The organism is Polaribacter gochangensis (assembly GCF_046224025.1).
In the GTDB taxonomy this organism is placed as follows: domain Bacteria; phylum Bacteroidota; class Bacteroidia; order Flavobacteriales; family Flavobacteriaceae; genus Polaribacter; species Polaribacter gochangensis.
The window spans coordinates 440,353-459,728 of record NZ_JBJXRF010000002.1; the positions used below are offsets into that span (position 1 = coordinate 440,353).

Sequence of the window (19,376 nt, forward strand, 5' to 3'; positions counted from 1 at the left end):
AATGAAAAAATATATATACTTATTATTAGCTGTTGCAATCATCAGTTGTAATCCAAAATCTGAAACGAAATCAGATATAAAAGAAGTTGTACAAGAACAACAGAATAAAAACAAAATTCATTTAACAAAAGAGCAATTGGCAACAACAAAAATTAAAGTTGGCGACATACAAAAAATGAATATTAGAGATAAAGTGGCTGTTACTGGGACTATTGAGGTGCCGCCGCAAAGTAAGGTTACTATTTACGCACCCATGGAGGCGTTTGTATTTAAAACAAATTTATTGCCCGGAGATAAAGTAAAAAAAGGACAAATAGTTGCAACTTTAAAGCACCCAAATTTTATCAAATTACAATATGATTTTTTAAAGGCTGTTAATAAAAGTGCCGTTGCAAAAGCTGATTACGATAGAAAAAAGATGTTGTTAGTAAATGAAATAACTTCAAAAAAATCTTTTCAAATTGCTGAAGGAACATACAAATCAGCTAAAAGTCTGGTTGAAAGTTATTCTTCTCAATTAGCAATGATTGGGTTAAATTCTGAAACGGTTTTAAAGAACGGTATACAAGAATACATTTATGTAAAAACACCTATAGAAGGGTATGTTGTTGGCACTAATTTAAATCAAGGAAAGTTCTTATCTACAAATTCAGAAATGATGGAAATCATTGATACGGATCATATGCATGCAGAATTAAATGTTTTTGGTGCAGACATTACTAAGATTAAAAAAGGAAATGACTTCTTTTTTCAAACTTCGGGTGTTGATGTGAATTACCATGGATATATTAAATTAATTAGTCAAAAAGTAGATAATAAAACAAAAACGGTAAATGTTCATGGGCATTTTGAAGAGGATAAAGGCATCTTAAAATCAGGAATGTTTATCAATGCTCAAATACTTGTTGGAGGTAAAGAAGTATATTCGGTTCCAGAAAATGCAATTATAGAAATTGACGAACAACAATTTGTTTTTTTAGCAAAAAGTGATTTGGAATTTATTCCAATTAAGGTTACTACAGGAAATTCAGATAATAATTTTACAGAAATTAAAACGATTAAAGGAAATAAATTTAATGTTCATATTGTAACCGAAGGTGCTCATTTTTTAAAAGAGAAATGGTTGCAAATGACTGGAGGATCAGATGAAGGTCATGGACACTAAAAATTTTAAAGAGCGATTAATTTATTAATCGCTCTTAGTTTATTTTTTTTGCATCTTTTTATCATAAAAAATGTCATCTATCATATCAAATATTAATTATCAAAAACCATAAATAATGATTAAGAATATCATTTTGACCCTATTTTTTTTCGTGTTTGCTCAAACATTAATAGCACAAAACACAGTTACAGTAAAAGTAATTTCTAAAGACCATCAAGAAATAGTTGTCGGAGCGTCTGTATATATTAAAAACACCACCAAAGGAAGCACAACAAATCTAGAAGGAACTGCTACCATTAGTAATATTGAAAGCGGAAAACAAATACTAGTTATTTCTTTTATTGGTTTTGAAACTTTTGAAAAAGTATATACATTTCCTTTAGAAAACAATACCATAACAATTGAATTACATGAAGATGAATCTACTTTAGATACGGTTGAAATTTCATCTACAAGAAGTAAAAGAACCATTGCACAAATACCAACACGAGTAGAAGTCATTTCTGGTGAGGAATTGGGTGAAAAAGCCGTTATGAATTCTGCAAATATTGCTATGTTACTTAGAGAAAGTACAGGAATTCAAATGCAACAAACTTCTGCAAATTCTGCAAATCAAAGTATTAGAATTCAAGGATTAGACGGTAGATTTACACAATTATTAAAAGACGGTTTTCCTTTATTTGGTGGATTTTCTAGTGGGTTGAGTATCATGCAGATTCCGCCATTAGATTTAAAGCAAGTAGAAATAATTAAAGGAAGTTCATCTACATTATACGGAGCAGGCGCAATTGCTGGTTTGGTTAATTTAATTACAAAACAACCAAGATTTGAAAAAGAATTGATGTTTATGTTCGATAAAACTTCTAGAAACGGAAGCACAATTAATGCGTATTATAGTAAAAGGGATTCTATATTTGGAATGTCTTTCTACGGTTCTGGAAACTTACAAAAAGCAACCGATGTAAATGCTGATCACTTTACTGACATTCCAAAAGTGCAAAGCATTAATTTAAGCCCGGCATTTTATTATTATCCAAACGAAAAAGAAAAATGGAGGATTGGGCTAAATGCATTTTTTGAAGATAGAGTAGGTGGAGACATCGATGTAGTTAATGAAAACCCAAACCCGACTCAAAATTTTTTTGAAGAAAATATTTCAAGTAGATATGGAATGCAGATTACTTATAAAAATGAAATATCTGAAGATAAATCCTTTAGTTTTAAAAATAGTTTAAGCTATTTTAAAAGAGATTTAAAATTGGTTAATTATGAGTTTTTAGGACATCAATTTGCCACTTTTACAGAAGTTACTTATAATTTAAATAAAGATGAATCTGATTGGGTTTTTGGTGCTAATTTAATCACCGAAAAATTTACAGAAACTCCATTTTCTACTTTAGACAGAAGTTATGAGCAAAAAACTTTAGGTGGTTTTGCTCAATCTAGCTGGGATTTAGAAGAAAACATTACGCTAGAAACAGGTTTAAGAACAGATTATGTGAACGATTATGGATTGTTTTTTTTACCAAGAGCTTCGTTATTTGTAAAATACAACGAATCTGTGTCTTCTAGATTTGGTGGTGGATTTGGATATAAAATTCCAACTATTTTTACAGAAGAATCTGAAAAACTTGCATTTCAAAATGTATTGGCCATAAATCCAACAGATTTTAAAGCAGAAAATTCTTTTGGTGTAAACGCAGATGTTAATTATAAAACATCAATTTTAAATGATCATGTTTCGGTTTCTTTCAATCAATTATTCTTTTACACACGATTAAAAAACTCCTTATTACTAGAGCAACAAGGAAATGATTATGAGTTTGTTAATGCTTCATCTCCTTTAAATAGCTTTGGATTTGAAACAAATTTAAAATTAAAATACAAAGATTTTATACTCTTTACTAATTATGCTTTTAATAATGTTAGGATAAATAGTCAGCAAAAAGTATTAACTCCAAAACACAGTTTTGGTGGTGTTTTAATGTATGAAGTTCATGATAAATGGCGAATTGGATATGAAGCATATTATAAAAGTTCTCAGGTTAGAAACGACTTATCTACAACTCCAAATTTTTGGACAATGGGCTTAATGGCCATGAGAACTTATAATACAATAAGCTTGTATGCAAATTTTGAAAACTTTACCGATACAAAACAATCTAACTATGAATCTATGGTAAAAGCACCACATAACAATCCGTCTTTAACAGATTTATGGGCTCCAACAGACGGATTTGTATTTAATGCAGGACTATTGATAAAGTTGTAATTTTAGTATCTAGAAGCGTTGGTTTTTAGATGTTTATAAATAGCATAAAAAATGGGACATAACCACAAACACGGGCATCATCATACCACTGAAAATATAAAAACTGCTTTTTTCTTAAACTTAGCGTTTACGATTGTTGAAATTATTGGTGGGTTTTACACAAATAGTTTGGCCATTATGTCTGATGCTGTTCACGATTTAGGCGATAGCTTAAGTTTGGGAATGTCTTGGTATTTTCAAAAATTATCTAATAAAGGAGCAAATAAAAAATACACGTACGGTTACGGTAGGTTTTCTTTATTGGGAGCAATTATCAATTCTATTGTGCTAATTGTTGGTTCATTTTTTATCATATCAGCAGCAATTCCAAGAATTATACATCCAGAAGAAGCAGATGCAACCGGAATGATGTGGTTGGCAATCTTGGGTGTGATTGTAAATGGAGCAGCGGTTTTAAAATTAAAAAAAGGTTCTTCTATAAACGAACGGGTTGTATCTCTTCATTTACTAGAAGACGTTTTAGGGTGGGTAGCTGTACTTATTGCAAGTATAATCATGCAATTTTGGGATGTTCCTATTTTAGACTCAATTTTGTCTCTATTGATTGCTGGTTACGTTTTATTTAACGTGTACAAAAACATTAAAGATGCCTTTAAAATTATTTTACAAGGTGTGCCGAATGAAATTTCTTCGGACGAAATAATACAGCAAATCATTTTAAATATTGATGAAGTTGCAGAAGTTCATGATTGTCATATTTGGACTTTAGACGGAGAGTTTCATATTGCAACAATACACATAAAAATAAAAAGTAAAGGGTTTAGTTGGCAAAAATCAAAAGAAATAAAAGAACAAATAAAAAAACTATTGCACGATAATTTTAATTTAGAGCATGTAACCTTAGAATTAGAATCTATTTCAGAAGATTGTGCTTATAAAGATTGTAATTAAGCAGCTTTATTGTAAATTTGAAATAACTTAAAAAATAAAATTATGAGTAATCAACAATTAGATATTAAATTCCCAAAAGGCGGAATTTTCTTTATAGTAATTGCTGTTGTGGCAATTATTTTTATTTCTAAATCGGCAGTAACAATTGGACCTGGAGAAGGTGGAGTCTTATTTGAGCGTTTTGGGCAAGGTATTAACACTGAAAAAACATATTCAGAAGGTTTTCATGTTGTTGCTCCATGGAATAGAATGATTGTGCTAAAAGTGCGTCAGCAATCTATTTCTAATGAAATGAACGTACTTTCTGTTAACGGATTAGAAGTAAAAGTAAGTGGAACAATCTGGTATGAACCAGAATATGAAAGCTTAGGAAGCTTAATAAAAACAAAAGGAGAAGATTATGAAAGAGAAGTATTAGATCCTGCAATTAATGCTGCAGCAAGAAGTGTTTTTGGACGTTATACTCCAGAACAACTCTATTCTAGTAAGCGAGATGTGATTGAGCAAGAAATATTGGATGAAGTACGAACAGTATTAGAAAAACAATTCCTAAACGTTAAAAAGGTGTTGGTAGAAGATGTTAAATTACCACCAACAATTAGAATTGCTATCGAAACAAAATTAAAACAAGAACAAGAATCGTTAGAATACGAGTTTAGATTAGCAAAAGCGAAGAAAGAAGCAGAGCGTCAAAAAATTGATGCAGAAGGGAAAGCAATTGCAAATAAGATTCTAAGCGCATCTTTAACAGATAAAATTTTACAAGAAAAAGGTATTGATGCAACTCTTAAACTTTCAGAATCTCCAAACAGCAAAGTTATTGTAATTGGATCTGGAAAAAATGGATTGCCTATTATTCTTGGTAACCAATAAATATTTGCAAAGTTGTTCAAATAAACAATGCTTTTATATTTAATTATAAAAATCAGTCTTTTAAGGCTGATTTTTTTTTCTTAAAGATGTGTTAAATACCAATTTTACCTGTAACAAATCTAAAATCCTATCGTCATATAGATGTACATAATATTGAAACAAAACATTCAAAAATATAAAAATGACAACAAGTAATAGTTTAAAAGAAGAAAAAAAGAACCACCAAGTTAGCAGTATAAATTCTAAGAGAGTTTCTTGGAATAACAAAAGAAAATATAACTACAGATACATTACATCTGTATTTTAGTGAAAGTAATTAGTTAGTTTTTAATAGTTGATAAAAGGGTTGCAAATGTAAGTTTGCAACCCTTTTTGAATTCAATCCCTTTTTGTCAAAATTTTTATAGTAAAATTCTAAAATTTTAAAGAAATAATGATAAAAAATACGAATTATCAATTTGTTTAACAGATCAATAATTTCTTGCCATTTTGGTAAAGATTTGGTCTTTTTACAATCAAGCCTTAAATGAATTCAGTAAAAGAATAAGAAGTTGAGAATCAAAAATTTAAGTATTCCGTTGGTATTTCTTAAAGAGGTGTTAAAAACCAATTTTACCTGTAACGAATCAGGTTTTTTATCGTCATATAAGTGTAAGTAAATTGAAATAAAATAATCAAAAAAACAAATACAATGACAACTACCAATAGTTTAAAAGAAGAAAAAAAGAACCAATCAAGTAGTATAAATTCAAAGAGAGTTTCTTGGAATAGCAAAAGAAAATACAACTATAAATACATAACATCTGTATTTTAGTGAAAGTAATTAGTTAGTTTTTAATAGTTGATAAAAGGGTTGCAAATGTAAATTTGCAACCCTTTTTGAATTTTAGTTCTTTCTATTAGGTAAAACATCTCGTTCTATTTTCCCTTTTTTAATGGCTTTGTAATTTTCATAACAATCAAGCACAGCTTCTATCATTTGTAAATCACTTGCTTTTTTAATAAAGTAATCAGAATAATTACAATCTACCAACAACTTTCTCAGCTCTTCTTTATCCATTTGAAGATACTCCATCATTACTTCTCGGTCAAACTTTCCGCTAAGCATTTTTCGCAAATCATCCTCTTTTTTTAACTTTTGAAGTTTTTTTAACTGATTGGGTTTTTTTCCGAATAAATTATAGAGAAAGTCTACAGGCTGAAACAATGCTGCAACGGGAGAATTTAATGTTTGTGATGCTGATTTACCTACTTCGTATGTTTGTGGCAGACCATTAATATGAATTCTCGTAAAACGATCTTTAGGCACTTGTTTTACATCTACTTCTAAAACACCAATCAATTTGGTAGATTTAATAACTACTTCTTTAATCTCATTGGCTTTTTCTAATAAAGAAATTACCAACTCGTTTCCCTTTAATAAATCGTTTGTTACTTTTAATTTAATCGATTGAAATCCTAAGTAAGACACCAAGATAGTGTCGTTTGCTTTTGTGGTAATTTCAAAAAAACCTTTTTCATTGGTAATGGTACCAACAACTGAGTTTAAATTTAAAATATGTGCAGCGCTTAGAGCTTTGTTGTCTTCGGCGTTCACAATCTGACCTTTTAGTTTTGTATTTGTCTGTGAAAACCCTAAAAAAGAAATTCCAACAAATAATAGAAGTAGTATTTTTTTCTGCATGCTACAAAGTTAGCAATTAATCTATTTGGTAGAGTTAATTTTCTGTGAAATAACAAAGTAATTTGTGCACATAACAGGAGTCGAACCTGCACGTTCTTACGAACACAAGCCCCTCAAGCCTGCGCGTCTACCAATTCCGCCATATGTGCAATGTATTGAAACAAAAAAAGTTAAGCAATGCTTAACTTTTTTTTGTGACCGGGCTGGGGCTCGAACCCAGGACCCTCTCCTTAAAAGGGAGATGCTCTACCAACTGAGCTACCAGGTCATGCTTTATTTAAAGCGAGTGCAAATATACTATCTATTGTTTAAAAGATAAAAGAATTTTTATATAAATTTTATCGATATTTGTAATGTTTTAAAGATAGAAGATGAAAATAGTTTTATTAGGGTATATGGGAAGCGGAAAAACGACAATTGGTAAATTTCTGTCGGATAAATTAAATTCCTCTTTTATAGACTTAGATGCGTATATAGAAGAAAAAGAACAAATGTCTATTTCTCAGTTGTTTGCTACAAAAGGAGAAATTTATTTTAGAAAACAAGAAGGAATTTATTTAAAAGAAATATTGGGCTCTAAGTCTAATTCTATTTTAGCCTTGGGAGGAGGAACACCTTGTTACGGAACTAACATGCAAGAAATAAAGAATAGTAAAGCTACAAGTTTTTATTTAAAAGGCAGCATTCCTTTTTTAGCAGAAAGGTTAGAACATGGAAAAAAAACACGTCCGTTAATTGCTGATCTAAAAGATGAAGAGTTGCTAGAATATATCGGAAAGCATTTATTTGAAAGAGCTCCTTTTTATGAGCAGTCAGATTTTAAAATCCGTATAGACACTAAATCTATCGAAGAAATTTATTGTGATATTGCAGTACAATTACATTAAATAAGCAATTGCTTTGTTTTTGGTAAACTCTACCACTACGTGTTCTTGCAAGGTTGTTGAAAGCGAAATTCCTTTATAATCTGCTTTTACCGGATATTTTTTATGATTTCTATTAACTAAAACAGCTGTTTTAAATCGTTTCAACGGAACTTCTAAAAAATGTTTTATTCCGTAAATTAAAGTAGCGCCAGAATTTAAAACATCATCTACCAAAACCAACGGTTTATTTTTATAAACTTCACTCGGAATTGAAGTTTTGATTGGGTTTAGTAGTTTATTCTTATTGATACTTACTTCGCACATCGTAATTGTAATGTCACAAATTTTAGACAATTCTTTTTCTATTTCTTTCGCAAACAAAAAACCATTAGTAGTAATACCTGCTAAAACAATCTCTTTTTCGTTGCTATTGCTCTCTAAAATTTGATAAGCAATTCTTTTTGTTTTATGCTGAATTTGTTGCGATGTTAAAATGATGTTTTTTTCTACTGTCATTAGAGTAATTTATAAAACAAAGATATTAAAATTAACTTTCAGATGGAGTAGAAGCATCATCATAATATCCATCAATATCTCTTCTGTCTTTTTTTGTTGGTCTTCCAGTTCCTTTTTTACGATAATAATCTTTAGAGTATTTAAGCAATTCTGTTTTTTCAAATTCTTCTTTTGGAGTAACATCTTTTCGGTATAAATCAACCAGTTTTGCACCAACTCTATTGGTTGGAATATCTAAAACCTTCATTTTATAATTAATTTGATTCTTTCTAACACCAATTGACTCATTTCCGTACACTTCTTTAGAGGGTTTGCAATTTGCATCATCTATTTTAACATGTCCCTTTTTACAGGCTTCAGAAGCCATATTTCTTGTTTTAAAAACTCGAATACACCACAAATATTTGTCAATTCTCATATAAAAAGTTAAAATTTCATTATTCTCTTTTTACAAAGGTATGAAAATCGTAAATTGCACCCTTAAATTAAGTAGTTAGATGATAAAAATAAAAAACATATTAATAGTAGCAATTGCATCTATTTTAATATATGCCTGTAGTGCTAGTAATCCGTTTATAGATAATTTTGATCACGAAGCCCAAGCTTTGAAAGATAATGATACGTTGGTAAAATATCTATCAAATCATTATTACGATGCTGTTATCGATTCAATCAAACCAATTACAACGGGTAAAACAGCTTTAATTGATGATGCAAAGTTAAAAATTCAAGACATCACCTTTGATGAGATCGATTACAAACTGTATTACTATGTTGTAGAACAAGGTGTGCCAGATCCGGTAAAAGGAAATCCTACTATTATGGATTCTGTTTTAACGAAATACCAAGGAAGACAAATACTAGATTCTGGAGTATCAAGTGTGTTTGAAACACAAACATCTGCTGTATGGTTAACTTTAGATGCTGTAATTAAAGGATGGTCGCATGGTTTTACTCATTTTAAAGGAGGAAAAAACAGCACTACTAATGGACCAATTACATATGATAATACAGGAAAAGGATTTTTATTTATTCCCTCTGGTTTAGCGTATAGAAATTTAGATGGAGGAACAATTCTTCCAAACAGTTGTTTGGTTTTTAGAATTGAATTGTTAGATATTGTTGAAAATACAGATCATGATAATGATGGTTTAGCTTCTTACTTAGAAATTGTAGATGCTTCGGTAGAATCTGACCCAACAAAAGTTGATTCTGACGGTGATTTTGTTCCTAACTATAAAGATGCAGATGATGATAATGATGGTACACCAACGATAAAAGAAGATGCAAATAAAGATGGTGATCCTAGAAACGATTTTAGCGACCCTAACAATCCAACTTTACCAGATTATTTGAATCCAAAAATCAAATAAACAAAAATATAGAACACAAAAAAAGCTCCAGAATTTCTGGAGCTTTTTTTATATAATGATGTTCTTATTTATAACCTGATAGAAACACCAAATATAATTTGATTTGTTCTATTGTCTATAGTAACATTTGTAGTATTGTCTACAAAAATTGCCTCTGAGTCAGAAAAACCTCTTTCCCAACGTACATCAACTCCTAAAGCTCCTAACTCAATTCCAAAACCCATTTGCATTCCTACAGAGAACTTGTCAAATTCATCCGTTGATAAGTCAGAGAAAGTAAAATTATCATCAATAATGTATTGAAAAGAAGGTCCAATAAAAGCGTTTGCAAAGCCTAAAAATTTAGTTCCAATTAGTACAGGAACATCTAATTTTTTAAAATCGTAATCTGTATTTGTTCCTTTGTATAAATATTCACTTTTTACTTGAGTGTACACAATTTCAGGTCTTAAATACAGTCCCAAAACTGGTATTTTTCCACGAAACCAAAGTCCAGCATGAAATCCAGATTTAGATTTTGCTCCGTTTACAACATCATTTCCTGCGCTAGAAAAAGTTACATCGCCGTTATTGTTGTAGTTTACACCTCCTTTGATACCAAAGTTAAGTTGTGCATTTGTAGTTTGACTCAATCCGAAGGCCAAACACAGTATTAAAAGTATTTTTTTCATAATAATAGTTTAATTTCTTTTTATTAACGCATTTATAGCGATTCTGTTATTTTCTTGCGATTACTTTTTCTACAGCAGCTACAATAGATTTGTCTGTTAAGCCATATTTCTCCATCAATTGTGCTGGCGTTCCAGATTCTCCAAAACTATCGTTTACAGCAACAAATTCTTGCGGAGTAGGATTATTAGTTGCCAAACATCTTGCAACACTTTCTCCTAAACCACCATATTTATTATGCTCTTCTGCAGTTACTATACAACCTGTTTTTGCAACCGATTTTAAAATAGCTTCTTCATCCAACGGTTTAATCGTATGAATGTTGATCACTTCTGCACTAATTCCTTTTGCTTCTAATTGTTCCGATGCTTGTAATGCTTCCCAAACTAAATGACCTGTAGCAACAATCGTTACATCGGTACCTTCTGTTAACTGAATTGCTTTACCAATTACAAACTTCTCTTCTTTATAATCTGGCATAAAAATAGGCACTACTGGTCTTCCGAAACGTAAATAAACCGGACCTTCATGATCAGCAATTGCAATAGTTGCAGCTTTGGTTTGATTGTAATCACAGGTATTAATTACCGTCATTCCTGGCAACATTTTCATCAACCCAATATCTTCTAATATTTGATGTGTTGCGCCATCTTCACCTAAAGTTAATCCTGCGTGAGATGCACAAATCTTTACATTTTTATCAGAATACGCAATAGATTGACGAATTTGGTCGTACACTCTTCCGGTAGAAAAGTTGGCGAATGTTCCTGTAAAAGGGATTTTACCACCAATGGTTAACCCTGCAGCAATTCCCATCATGTTTGCTTCTGCAATTCCGATTTGGAAAAAACGTTCTGGATTTTCTTTAATAAACTGATTCATTTTTAAAGAACCAATTAAATCGGCACATAAAGCAACTACGTTAGGATTTGTTCTTCCTAACTCTGTTAAACCATCTCCAAATCCAGATCTGGTATCTTTCTTTTCTGTAAAAGTGTATTTTTTCATCAAAATATATTTGTTGTGTTTAGGCAAAAATAATAATAAAATAGTAGCAAATGCTTACAATTTCATCAATTCTTTATATAACTTTTGAACAGGTAACCCCATTACATTAAAATAACTTCCTTCTATTCTTTCGATACCAATAAAACCAATCCATTCTTGTATTCCGTAGCTTCCAGCTTTGTCATAGGGTTGGTTGTTTTCTATATAATATGTGATTTCTTCAAGTGTCAATTCTTTAAAATACACATTAGTAGTGTCATTAAAAATTGTTTGAAAGTTGTTTCCTTTTAAGCTAACAGAGGTAATTACTTGATGCATTTTGCCAGAAATTTCTTGCAGAATGCTAATCGCATCCTCTTTATCTTTTGGTTTTCCCAACGCTTTGTTATCAAGCCAAACAATGGTATCTGAAGTAATTAAAACATCCTGTTCTTTTAAATTGGTAAAGGGCTTCGATTTTAAATCAGCCAAATAATCGGTAATCTCTGTACCTTGTAATTCGGTTGGATAAACTTCTTCAACTTCTTTCAATTCAATAGTAAACAGAAGGTCTAAGTCTTTTAAAAATTGCTGTCTTCTGGGTGATTTAGAAGCCAATATAATGTTGTAGTTAGCTAGTTTTTCTTTAAGCATAGATTAAAATTTGATAAGCGCCATTGATAAAATTCCAAAAAACATGATTACCTTAACAAGCTCGCTAAGTAATTGAAAGTCTTTGGTGGTTTTAGAAGTAAATAATTTATACAAAAACCAAACAAATGGAAGAATGATAAAAAGAATTGTGTACCAAAATAACAGCGGAATGTGCAACAGTTCTTCTTTTAAAAGTAATAGCACCAATAAAAACACCAAGGAAGAAATTACAAGTGCAACATTCTTAGTTCGGTGTATGCCGATAAGAATAGGTAAGGTTTTCATTTTTAGCGCATAATCTCCTTTGATGTCTTCAATGTCTTTAATGATTTCTCGAATCAATGTCATAAAAAAAGCGAAGATAATATAGACAATAACAGCGATGGTTACCGATATTGAAGCAAAGAAATTAGCGATGGCTTCTAATAAATTAGAAGCTGTATTCGCGTTTTTTACTTCAAAAACAAACACAATACATATGGTAAGCGCCACTAAAAAAGCGGTTACAATATTTCCTATTATAGCGATTCTTTTCAACGATTTAGAATACCAAAACAATAAGATAATAGTACCAATAAAGAAGATTGAATAAGAAATGTTTCCTTTAAGATACGCAGCATACACCCCAAGAGCCAATCCTAAAATTGATAAAACGGAATAGAAGAGTAGTGCTTTTTTCTTAGAAATAGTGTTTCCAACAAAAACTTTCGTTGGTTTATTTATTTTATCGGCTTCAACATCAAAAACATCATTTATAATATATCCGCTAGCGGTAATGCAAAGAACGCTGATGGTTAATAGAATAAATTGAACATCAGAAATAGCGGAAGTAAAAGAATTGATAATTGCGTATTTTGTTAATACCATCGTTAATATAACCATGAGTAGGTTAGGGAAACGAATCAATTTTAAATACCCAATCATTTAAAAGTCTTTTTTAATACGCGCTAAATCACGTTTATTGTCTCGGTCTTTTAGCGTTTCTCTTTTATCGTGTAGCTTTTTACCTTTTGCCAAGGCAATGTTTAGTTTTGCCCATCCTTTATCGGTTAAAAACAACTTAAGCGGAACAATGGTAAGTCCGGTGTTTTTAACTTCTTTTTCTAATTTTTTTAGCTCACGTTTGTTTAAAAGGAGTCTTCGTTCGCTTTTCGGATTGTGATTGTAGAAATTACCATGCGAATATTCTTCAATAAACATATTAATTACAAACAATTCTCCACGATCATTAAACTCACAAAAACTTTCTGTAATTCGTGCTTTGCTTTCTCTGATAGATTTAATTTCTGTTCCTGTTAACTGAATTCCAGCTGTATAGGTGTCCAAGAATTCGTATTCGAAACGCGCTTTTTTATTTTGTATGTTTATTTTTTTCTGCATCAATCTGTACTAAAAATAATTTACTAATCTTAGCAAAGATACATTTTTGATTCAGAAATAGAAGTGTATTTTTGATTTGTAAAGATGTACTATCTTTATCGACTTAGAAAAACAAAAACCATGCGTACCTTTTTATTCTTATTGTTACTTGTATTTGCTTCTTGCAATCAAAAAGAAACTTCTCTTACCGCTCAACAAATTATTGATAAATCAATGATAGTAAGTGGTGCAGATAAAGTATTTAACTCACAAATTGCATTTACTTTTAGAGATAAAGAATACCTGGCACTTAGAAAAAAGAATGGAATCTTTAAACTGTTTAGAGCCTTTAAAGATGAAAAGTTAGGAATGGTTTCTGACGGTGTTTTAAACAATGGGTTTGAAAGACATGTAAATGGACATCTTTTTAAAGTGCCAGACTCTATGGCGGTAAAATACACAAGTTCTGTAAATTCTGTACACTACTTTTCTGTGTTGCCATACGGATTAAACGACAAAGCGGTAAGAAAGAAATTATTACAAGAAACCAGCATTAAAGAAACTCCTTATTATAAAGTGCAGATTACTTTTACTGAAGATGGTGGCGGAGAAGATTTTGAAGATGTCTTTATTTATTGGATTGATAAAACAACGTTTAAGATAGATTATTTAGCGTATAGCTTTCATGTAGATGGTGGCGGAATGCGTTTTAGAGAGGCAACCAATGAAAGGGTTGTAAACGGAATCCGATTTGTTGATTACAACAACTACAAAGCAAAAAATGCTTCAACTAAATTAGAAAATTTAGACAAAGCATTTGAGAATAATGGGTTGAATAAGCTTTCTGAAATCAATCTAGAAAACGTATCGGTTAAAATCTTAAACTAAGCACTTACATTGCTGTTAGATTTAGTAAAACGCTTTTGGTGCGATGAACCTGCTTGCTGGCAGGTCTAGAACTGTATCAATCAATCTTTAACAATACGCTTGTTGCACCATGTTTTGTAACCGTAACAATATACAAGTTGCTATTATTATCATCAGCAATTTCACCGTATTTCTTTTCGCCTAATATGGTATTTGCAAAAGCATTGGTTGTATTGCTATGTCCAACAATTAAAACGTTTTTCCCTTTGGTATTAAACTTAAAACCTTCATCATACATCTTTCTAGGATTGTACATGTATAAACGCAATCCGTTTTTTGTTGCTGTTGGCTGAGCAGTTTCTTTGGTTCTATTATAATTGGTGGTATACACCATGTCTATGTTTGCGGTAGACAAAACTTCTGCCCAACGCTTAGCACGATCTGCCCCTTTTATGGTTAAAAAAGGATCTTTATCGCCCTCAACAGCTCTGTTTTTTTCTGCATGACGGATTAAATAATACGTCGTAACAACGTCGTCTTTTTCTTGAGCAAAATTGGCGAATGTACCCATCGCAAAAACAATAAGTAATAAGTATTTTTTCATGTGATTCTATTTTATAACACGAATATACACAAAAAATAAAACTGAACTCTTTTTAGAAGTTCAGTTTTTAATAATTTAGATATCTTTTGATTTTTCCTGCTTTTTATAGTACTTATTTTTTACAGAATCCATTCTCTTAAATATTTTTTCTATTTCTTTTTGATGCTGCATAAAACTGTTGCTAAAAAAATCGTGTGTATAAAAATCATTCATTTTAAAGGGCGATGTATTAAAGAAACCATTAAAAAACAGCGAATCTAAGGGTTGATTAAACTGAGATTTAAAGTTTTTATGAAACTGATTGAAAATATTTTTTTCTAAAATAGAATCATTTTTAATGTTTGAATAAAAAGAAGTGTAGGTAGAGTCTACACGAATTAAATTTCCATACTTATCAAACTCTTTATTTACGGTAATGTTGGTTTGTGGCTTAATAGTATCTTTCTCTTGTAGATTTTTTTTGTTTTGAATTGTCTGACCTTGGCAACTATAAAAGGCAAAAGTCAATAGATAAATGCATATTTTTTTCATGACTTTAAGGTATTAATTACAATAGGCTGTTTTGTTACAAACAGCCTATTGATGTTACTAGGTAATATTATTTTACTTCTATTAATTGAATAGGCTTAGGTTTTGCTTCCTCTAATTTAGGAATGGTAATTTTAAGTTCTCCGCTTTTATAAATTGCTTCAATCTTATCTCTGTTTACAATTCCTTGTGGTAGCGTAAAGCTTCTTTTAAAAGACCTATAACTATATTCTTTTCTGGTGTAGTTTTCTTTAGTTTCTTCGTTGTTTACTGTTTTTTCCGAAGAAATGGTTAAAACATCATTGTCTAAATCAATTTTAAAATCTTTCTTCTCCATTCCTGGTACTGCTACATCTACAACAAACTCATCTTGTGTTTCTTTAATGTTTACTGCAGGCAATGTAGTATTTGTCTCAGAAAAATTGGTTGTAGACCAATCTCTAAATAAATCATTAAAAAGAGTTGGTACAAAAGGTGCATCGTTTCTTTTTGCTAACATAACTTTACAATTTAAATTAAACATTATTTTTAATATGTATACCTATTGCAAATAAAATACCAACTAAAAAAAGCTGACAAATTTTCAATAATTATTGAAAATTTGTCAGCTTAACTACTGATAGTTAGTGTTTAACCTTTTACCAAGTCACCTTGATTTCTAAAAACCAACTGCTCATCAAAAGCGTCTAGCAAAATCATGCTATCTGTGGTTACTTTGCCTGCTAAAATATCTTTTGATAACTGATTCAGCACTTCTTTTTGTATCACACGCTTTACAGGTCTTGCTCCAAATTCTGGTTGATACCCTTTATTCGCTAAATACGCAATGGCTTCATCGGTTGCATCTAAGGTAATTTCTTGCTTTGCAATGGTTTTCTTCACTAGATCCAATTGTAGTTTTACAATGGCTTGTATGTCTTTCTTTGTTAACGGAGTAAACATTACAATATCATCAATTCTATTGATAAACTCTGGTCGTACCGTTTGCTTTAACAAGCCTAACACTTCTATTTTTGCCAATTCTGTAACCGACTCAATATCTGCTTTCGGATCACTAAATTTATCCATAATAATCTGACTCCCCATATTAGAGGTCATGATAATAATCGTGTTTTTAAAATCGGCAATACGTCCTTTGTTATCCGTTAAGTGACCTTCATCCAATACTTGCAATAAGATATTAAAAGTATCTGGATGCGCTTTTTCAATCTCGTCTAACAACACCACAGAATACGGTTTTCTACGCACTGCTTCTGTCAATTGTCCGCCTTCATCATACCCAACATATCCCGGAGGTGCTCCAATCAATCTACTCACAGCATGACGCTCTTGGTATTCACTCATATCAATTCTGGTCATGGCGTTTTCATCATCAAACAAATAACTGGCCAATGTTTTTGCCAATTCTGTTTTTCCGACTCCTGTAGTTCCTAAGAACAAGAACGATCCAATCGGTTTATTCGGATTCTGCAATCCTGCTCTAGAACGTCTTACTGCATCAGAAACTGCTTCAATGGCTTCTTCTTGTCCAACTACACGTTTGTGCAATTCTGTTTCTAAGCGCAATAACTTTTCGCGTTCAGATTGTAGCATTTTGGTAACCGGTATACCAGTCCATTTTGCAACTACTTCGGCAATATCATCATAGGTTACTTCTTCCTTAATTAAGGTTGTATCCCCTTTTTCTGCTAGTGCAGCTTGTTGTGCTTCTAATTGTTCTTGCAATTCTTTAATGGTTCCGTATCTTATTTCTGCTACTTTACCATAATCGCCGTTACGTTCTGCCTTATCTGCTTCTAGCTTTGCATTTTCTATTGCTGTTTTAGCAGTCTGAATGCTTTCGACAACACTCTTTTCGCTTTGCCATTTGGCATTGATTTCGTTGCGTTCTTCTTTTAGGTTTGCCAAATCAGCATTAAGCGATTTTAATTTTACCTTGTCGTTTTCTCTTTTGATGGCTTCTAGCTCTATCTCTAGTTGCATTACTTTACGATCTAATACATCTAGTTCTTCTGGCTTTGAGTTGATTTCCATGCGCATTTTGGCAGCAGCTTCATCCATTAAATCGATTGCTTTATCTGGTAAAAAACGATTGGTAATATAGCGTTGCGATAGTTCTACCGCACCAATAATAGCATCATCTTTAATACGTACTTTATGGTGAGTTTCGTATTTCTCTTTAATTCCTCTTAAAATAGAAATGGCACTTTCTGTATCGGGCTCATTTACTTGTACTTTTTGAAAACGACGCTCTAAGGCTTTGTCTTTTTCAAAGTATTTTTGATATTCGTCTAGGGTAGTGGCACCAATGGCACGCAATTCGCCACGCGCCAATGCAGGCTTTAATATATTGGCTGCATCCATAGCGCCTTGTCCACCACCAGCACCAACCAACGTGTGTATTTCATCAATAAACAACACAATATCTCCGTCTGCATCTGTTACTTCTTTAATAACCGCTTTTAGGCGTTCTTCAAACTCTCCTTTGTATTTTGCTCCAGCAATTAAAGCTCCCATATCCAACGCAAAGATTTGCTTGTCTTTTAGGTTTTCTGGAATATCACCATCTATAATACGGTGCGCCAATCCTTCTGCAATGGCGGTTTTACCTGTACCAGGTTCTCCTACTAAAATTGGGTTGTTCTTGGTTCTACGAGATAAGATTTGCAACAAACGTCTTATTTCTTCATCTCTACCAATTACAGGGTCTAGCTTGCCATCGCGTGCTAACTGATTTAAGTTCTTCGCATATTTATTAAGCGAATTGTAGTTTTCTTCTGCACTTTGAGAGGTGACGCTTTCACCTTTACGAAGTTCCTTAATGGCCTCTTTCAATCCTTTTTCTGTAAGTCCTTGGTCTTTTAAAATCTGAGCAATGGTGCTTTTAGATTTAAAGATGGCCAAGATAATGTGTTCTATTGAAACATATTCATCTTTCATGCTTTTGGCAATAATAGCTGCCTCTGTTAAGCTTTTAGATGCTTCTCTAGATAATGTAATTTCACCACCTGTAACTTTAGGAAAACTCTCTAACTGCTTGCCTAACAATTGTGTGAGTAAGGCAACATTGCTATTTAGTTTTTTTAATAGAAAAGGCAATACGTTTTCATCCACTTCTATCAGGGCTTTAAAAAGGTGCTCATTTTCTATTTGTTGATGTCCATAACTTTGTGCAATCTGTTGCGCTTGTTGTATGGTTTCTTGTGACTTTATAGTATAATTATTAAAATTCATGGTATGTATGTTTAACTTTTTCAGTTACTTTGTGGCAAATTTAGTACCAATTGAAAATCAGTAAAATTATAAGCCATTTTGTCTATTAATCACTTGGTTTTACTGACTTTATGACCGATTAGAAAGGTTGATTGTAATTCCCCATAACAAAAAAACCAACTACATGAGCTTTTTAAAAAATATTTTTACTACCAACTCTGAAGAAAGTAAAGAAAAAATAAAAAAGAGTACACCTACTGTTCAGTGGATTCCTTTAACAACCATCGCACAGCTAGATGACCTACAGAAAATAGCTAAACAAGATACAGTGCTTATTTTTAAACACTCCACTCGGTGTATTATAAGTAGAATGGTATTAAGACAGTTAGAAAAGGTATTTGACGCCAAGGATGTTGTAGTGCATTTGTATTTTTTAGATTTATTAAATTATAGAGACCTTTCTAACGAAATTGCCGCTAAGTTTCAGGTACCGCACCAATCTCCGCAATTGCTTGTTCTTAAAGAGGGAGTTTTGGTAGGACATGCTTCGCATTATGATATTTTGGAGTTGGAGTACTAGGTTTGTGTTTGAAAAGTTTTAGAAGGAAAAAGGTGCAGTGTGAAAAACTAAAACTGAATAGCTAAAAGCAAGATTCAAGAGAGTTGTAAAGGTGAAAGAGACAAGAGACAAGAGACAAGAGACAAGAGACAAGAGAGTTGCTACTAAACCCTAACTACTAACTACTAAAAACTCAAAACTTATTTTAAAAATTGCAAAGGGACAAAGGCTCTAAG

Annotated in this window: 20 protein-coding genes and 2 tRNA genes; 8 read left to right on the top strand and 14 right to left on the bottom strand. The window is 31.6% G+C overall.

Translation table 11 applies throughout. The features are described 5' to 3' along the window. The first annotated feature begins 1 nt into the window (after window position 1). The 4 genes from ACEWL1_RS07265 to ACEWL1_RS07280 all read left to right on the top strand — a co-directional run bounded on the left by ACEWL1_RS07265 (window position 2) and on the right by ACEWL1_RS07280 (window position 5,261). Window positions 2-1,165, top strand: coding sequence for an efflux RND transporter periplasmic adaptor subunit (locus ACEWL1_RS07265; RefSeq protein WP_409232632.1), 1,164 nt, complete (start codon window positions 2-4; stop codon window positions 1,163-1,165). Between the two features lie 115 nt (window positions 1,166-1,280). Continuing rightward, the gene (locus tag ACEWL1_RS07270; protein WP_409232633.1) at window positions 1,281-3,437 is read left to right on the top strand and encodes a TonB-dependent receptor; all 2,157 of its coding nucleotides are present in this window, start codon (window positions 1,281-1,283) and stop codon (window positions 3,435-3,437) included. 51 nt (window positions 3,438-3,488) lie between these two features. Then, window positions 3,489-4,388 carry a cation diffusion facilitator family transporter gene (locus ACEWL1_RS07275; RefSeq protein ID WP_409232634.1) on the top strand — a complete coding sequence of 300 codons (900 nt, stop codon included), beginning with the start codon at window positions 3,489-3,491 and terminating at the stop codon, window positions 4,386-4,388. A 42-nt stretch (window positions 4,389-4,430) separates the two neighbouring features. Further along, window positions 4,431-5,261: a prohibitin family protein gene (locus ACEWL1_RS07280; RefSeq protein ID WP_409232635.1), complete on the top strand. Its 831-nt coding sequence runs from the start codon at window positions 4,431-4,433 to the stop codon at window positions 5,259-5,261. A gap of 886 nt (window positions 5,262-6,147) precedes the next feature. Here the strand turns inward: ACEWL1_RS07280 and ACEWL1_RS07285 are convergent. The 3 genes from ACEWL1_RS07285 to ACEWL1_RS07295 form a co-directional block, all read right to left on the bottom strand. Then, window positions 6,148-6,945 carry a carboxypeptidase-like regulatory domain-containing protein gene (locus tag ACEWL1_RS07285; RefSeq protein ID WP_409232636.1) on the bottom strand — a complete coding sequence of 266 codons (798 nt, stop codon included), beginning with the start codon at window positions 6,943-6,945 and terminating at the stop codon, window positions 6,148-6,150. Window positions 6,946-7,010: 65 nt separating this feature from the next. Next, window positions 7,011-7,094: transfer RNA gene (locus ACEWL1_RS07290), tRNA-Leu, on the bottom strand. A 46-nt stretch (window positions 7,095-7,140) separates the two neighbouring features. Then, window positions 7,141-7,213 (bottom strand) — tRNA-Lys (locus tag ACEWL1_RS07295). A 103-nt stretch (window positions 7,214-7,316) separates the two neighbouring features. Between ACEWL1_RS07295 and ACEWL1_RS07300 the strand changes: the two genes are divergently transcribed. Further along, window positions 7,317-7,832, top strand: coding sequence for a shikimate kinase (locus ACEWL1_RS07300; RefSeq protein ID WP_409232637.1), 516 nt, complete (start codon window positions 7,317-7,319; stop codon window positions 7,830-7,832). Here ACEWL1_RS07300 and ACEWL1_RS07305 read toward each other — a convergent pair. Next, window positions 7,824-8,327, bottom strand: coding sequence for a phosphoribosyltransferase family protein (locus ACEWL1_RS07305; protein WP_409232638.1), 504 nt, complete (start codon window positions 8,325-8,327; stop codon window positions 7,824-7,826). The two genes, ACEWL1_RS07300 and ACEWL1_RS07305, sit on opposite strands and share 9 nt — an antisense overlap. 31 nt (window positions 8,328-8,358) lie before the next feature. Then, window positions 8,359-8,745: an RNA-binding S4 domain-containing protein gene (locus tag ACEWL1_RS07310; protein WP_409232639.1), complete on the bottom strand. Its 387-nt coding sequence runs from the start codon at window positions 8,743-8,745 to the stop codon at window positions 8,359-8,361. A gap of 79 nt (window positions 8,746-8,824) precedes the next feature. Between ACEWL1_RS07310 and ACEWL1_RS07315 the strand changes: the two genes are divergently transcribed. Then, on the top strand, window positions 8,825-9,700 hold the full coding sequence (locus tag ACEWL1_RS07315; RefSeq protein WP_409232640.1) for an FKBP-type peptidyl-prolyl cis-trans isomerase: 876 nt from the start codon (window positions 8,825-8,827) through the stop codon (window positions 9,698-9,700). 68 nt (window positions 9,701-9,768) lie between these two features. Here the strand turns inward: ACEWL1_RS07315 and ACEWL1_RS07320 are convergent, their stop codons facing one another. The 5 genes from ACEWL1_RS07320 to smpB are packed head-to-tail and all read right to left on the bottom strand — an operon-like array spanning window position 9,769 to window position 13,390. Further along, a complete protein-coding gene (locus ACEWL1_RS07320) occupies window positions 9,769-10,371 on the bottom strand; it encodes an outer membrane beta-barrel protein (RefSeq protein ID WP_409232641.1) in 603 nt (200 codons plus the stop codon). A 46-nt stretch (window positions 10,372-10,417) separates the two neighbouring features. Beyond that, a complete protein-coding gene (locus ACEWL1_RS07325) occupies window positions 10,418-11,377 on the bottom strand; it encodes a transketolase family protein (protein WP_409232642.1) in 960 nt (319 codons plus the stop codon). 54 nt (window positions 11,378-11,431) lie between these two features. Continuing rightward, window positions 11,432-12,010, bottom strand: coding sequence for a Maf family nucleotide pyrophosphatase (locus ACEWL1_RS07330; RefSeq protein WP_409232643.1), 579 nt, complete (start codon window positions 12,008-12,010; stop codon window positions 11,432-11,434). Between the two features lie 3 nt (window positions 12,011-12,013). Next, complete coding sequence (locus ACEWL1_RS07335; protein WP_409232644.1) at window positions 12,014-12,934, bottom strand: geranylgeranylglycerol-phosphate geranylgeranyltransferase; 921 nt, start codon at window positions 12,932-12,934, stop codon at window positions 12,014-12,016. Then, window positions 12,935-13,390, bottom strand: a complete 456-nt coding sequence (gene smpB, locus ACEWL1_RS07340) for an SsrA-binding protein SmpB (RefSeq protein WP_409232645.1) — start codon at window positions 13,388-13,390, stop codon at window positions 12,935-12,937. 120 nt (window positions 13,391-13,510) lie between these two features. Here smpB and ACEWL1_RS07345 point away from each other — a divergent pair, with 120 nt between their 5' ends. Then, window positions 13,511-14,257, top strand: a complete 747-nt coding sequence (locus tag ACEWL1_RS07345; RefSeq protein WP_409232646.1) for a DUF6503 family protein — start codon at window positions 13,511-13,513, stop codon at window positions 14,255-14,257. Window positions 14,258-14,333: 76 nt separating this feature from the next. On the opposite strand, the gene ACEWL1_RS07350 is transcribed toward ACEWL1_RS07345, so the two are convergent. The 4 genes from ACEWL1_RS07350 to clpB all read right to left on the bottom strand — a co-directional run bounded on the left by ACEWL1_RS07350 (window position 14,334) and on the right by clpB (window position 18,602). Further along, the gene (locus ACEWL1_RS07350) at window positions 14,334-14,840 is read right to left on the bottom strand and encodes a SixA phosphatase family protein (protein WP_409232647.1); all 507 of its coding nucleotides are present in this window, start codon (window positions 14,838-14,840) and stop codon (window positions 14,334-14,336) included. Between the two features lie 75 nt (window positions 14,841-14,915). Next, window positions 14,916-15,371 carry a hypothetical protein gene (locus ACEWL1_RS07355; RefSeq protein ID WP_409232648.1) on the bottom strand — a complete coding sequence of 152 codons (456 nt, stop codon included), beginning with the start codon at window positions 15,369-15,371 and terminating at the stop codon, window positions 14,916-14,918. Between the two features lie 67 nt (window positions 15,372-15,438). Further along, the gene (locus ACEWL1_RS07360; protein WP_409232649.1) at window positions 15,439-15,867 is read right to left on the bottom strand and encodes an Hsp20/alpha crystallin family protein; all 429 of its coding nucleotides are present in this window, start codon (window positions 15,865-15,867) and stop codon (window positions 15,439-15,441) included. 131 nt (window positions 15,868-15,998) lie between these two features. Then, on the bottom strand, window positions 15,999-18,602 hold the full coding sequence (gene clpB / locus ACEWL1_RS07365; RefSeq protein WP_409232650.1) for an ATP-dependent chaperone ClpB: 2,604 nt from the start codon (window positions 18,600-18,602) through the stop codon (window positions 15,999-16,001). 163 nt (window positions 18,603-18,765) lie between these two features. On the opposite strand from clpB, the gene ytxJ reads away from it, so the two are divergent. Further along, a complete protein-coding gene (ytxJ, locus tag ACEWL1_RS07370) occupies window positions 18,766-19,161 on the top strand; it encodes a bacillithiol system redox-active protein YtxJ (RefSeq protein WP_409232651.1) in 396 nt (131 codons plus the stop codon). The last annotated feature ends 215 nt before the right edge of the window (window positions 19,162-19,376 follow it).

Bases quoted from the DNA above. Each gene is read 5' to 3' on its own strand.
- ACEWL1_RS07265 (WP_409232632.1), top strand. From the start codon at position 2: ATGAAAAAATATATATACTTATTATTAGCTGTTGCAATCATCAGTTGT.
- ACEWL1_RS07270 (WP_409232633.1), top strand. From the start codon at position 1,281: ATGATTAAGAATATCATTTTGACCCTATTTTTTTTCGTGTTTGCTCAA.
- ACEWL1_RS07275 (WP_409232634.1), top strand. From the start codon at position 3,489: ATGGGACATAACCACAAACACGGGCATCATCATACCACTGAAAATATA.
- ACEWL1_RS07280 (WP_409232635.1), top strand. From the start codon at position 4,431: ATGAGTAATCAACAATTAGATATTAAATTCCCAAAAGGCGGAATTTTC.
- ACEWL1_RS07285 (WP_409232636.1), bottom strand. From the start codon at position 6,945: ATGCAGAAAAAAATACTACTTCTATTATTTGTTGGAATTTCTTTTTTA.
- ACEWL1_RS07300 (WP_409232637.1), top strand. From the start codon at position 7,317: ATGAAAATAGTTTTATTAGGGTATATGGGAAGCGGAAAAACGACAATT.
- ACEWL1_RS07305 (WP_409232638.1), bottom strand. From the start codon at position 8,327: ATGACAGTAGAAAAAAACATCATTTTAACATCGCAACAAATTCAGCAT.
- ACEWL1_RS07310 (WP_409232639.1), bottom strand. From the start codon at position 8,745: ATGAGAATTGACAAATATTTGTGGTGTATTCGAGTTTTTAAAACAAGA.
- ACEWL1_RS07315 (WP_409232640.1), top strand. From the start codon at position 8,825: ATGATAAAAATAAAAAACATATTAATAGTAGCAATTGCATCTATTTTA.
- ACEWL1_RS07320 (WP_409232641.1), bottom strand. From the start codon at position 10,371: ATGAAAAAAATACTTTTAATACTGTGTTTGGCCTTCGGATTGAGTCAA.
- ACEWL1_RS07325 (WP_409232642.1), bottom strand. From the start codon at position 11,377: ATGAAAAAATACACTTTTACAGAAAAGAAAGATACCAGATCTGGATTT.
- ACEWL1_RS07330 (WP_409232643.1), bottom strand. From the start codon at position 12,010: ATGCTTAAAGAAAAACTAGCTAACTACAACATTATATTGGCTTCTAAA.
- ACEWL1_RS07335 (WP_409232644.1), bottom strand. From the start codon at position 12,934: ATGATTGGGTATTTAAAATTGATTCGTTTCCCTAACCTACTCATGGTT.
- smpB (WP_409232645.1), bottom strand. From the start codon at position 13,390: ATGCAGAAAAAAATAAACATACAAAATAAAAAAGCGCGTTTCGAATAC.
- ACEWL1_RS07345 (WP_409232646.1), top strand. From the start codon at position 13,511: ATGCGTACCTTTTTATTCTTATTGTTACTTGTATTTGCTTCTTGCAAT.
- ACEWL1_RS07350 (WP_409232647.1), bottom strand. From the start codon at position 14,840: ATGAAAAAATACTTATTACTTATTGTTTTTGCGATGGGTACATTCGCC.
- ACEWL1_RS07355 (WP_409232648.1), bottom strand. From the start codon at position 15,371: ATGAAAAAAATATGCATTTATCTATTGACTTTTGCCTTTTATAGTTGC.
- ACEWL1_RS07360 (WP_409232649.1), bottom strand. From the start codon at position 15,867: ATGTTAGCAAAAAGAAACGATGCACCTTTTGTACCAACTCTTTTTAAT.
- clpB (WP_409232650.1), bottom strand. From the start codon at position 18,602: ATGAATTTTAATAATTATACTATAAAGTCACAAGAAACCATACAACAA.
- ytxJ (WP_409232651.1), top strand. From the start codon at position 18,766: ATGAGCTTTTTAAAAAATATTTTTACTACCAACTCTGAAGAAAGTAAA.